At 63.2% G+C, this 725-nt stretch carries 1 protein-coding gene and 1 pseudogene; one reads left to right on the forward strand and one right to left on the reverse strand.

Annotated elements, in window-relative coordinates; translation table 11 throughout:
• A partial coding sequence (locus IEX25_RS19885) for a type IV secretory system conjugative DNA transfer family protein (protein ID WP_188717459.1) occupies positions 1-496 on the forward strand: 496 nt, incomplete at its 5' end.
• A gap of 3 nt (positions 497-499) precedes the next feature.
• On the opposite strand, the pseudogene IEX25_RS19890 reads toward IEX25_RS19885, so the two are convergent.
• Positions 500-725 (reverse strand): annotated as a pseudogene (locus IEX25_RS19890) (hypothetical protein); the annotation flags it as partial.

Genomic DNA, 725 nt, shown 5'->3' on the forward strand with positions numbered 1-725 from the left:
AGACGGGCAGGGGTTGCTGAAGCGGTCGGTCTCGCGGCGCAACGAGGAACGCCCGCTGATGACCCCCGACGAGGTCCGCAGGCTCGATCCCGACAAGATCCTCCTGATCCCCGAGAGGCAGAACCCGATCCTGGTGGACCGGATCGTCTACTGGCAGGACGCCTGGTTCAAGACCATCATCGACGCGCAGAAGGGACCGCTCCCTTATCCCGATCCGATCCGGGCCGAACTGGACGCCCTGCGATCCGAGGTGATGGCGCTGAAGGAGGACCGCATCCCCTATTCCGATGCCGAACCCAGGAGAGATGGCGCGGAGAGGTCCGAGACGGAGCCTCCCCTGGCGCAAGACGTTGCAGAGGCTCATAAGGCCGAGGATGCTGTGCTCGATGAGGCCGATCTGAATGAGGCTTCAGACAAGATGGACCGTTTTGACAGTAGGTTGCGGAGCAAGGCGAGGGGTTGCCAGGAGCAGGCCAATCCGACGGTGTCGATATAGGTGTTACGGGCCGCCCCAGACACTTCGTTCCTGCCAATCTTCGGGAAATCCCATGGCGTGCAGTTCTAGGGCCGACACTGTTCCCAGAAGGTCGATCAGGCGCGCCCGCCAGGTGCTGTCCGTTCGCTGGCTGTCCAGGAGGTGAAGCAGGGCGACCATGACGTTGTAGAGCCTGTTGTCCGGTTGTGCCTGGCCGGTCGAGGTGTCGAGCACCATGTCCCGGCCCCAC

Source organism: Paracoccus acridae, assembly GCF_014642735.1.
In the GTDB taxonomy this organism is placed as follows: Bacteria; Pseudomonadota; Alphaproteobacteria; order Rhodobacterales; family Rhodobacteraceae; genus Paracoccus; species Paracoccus acridae.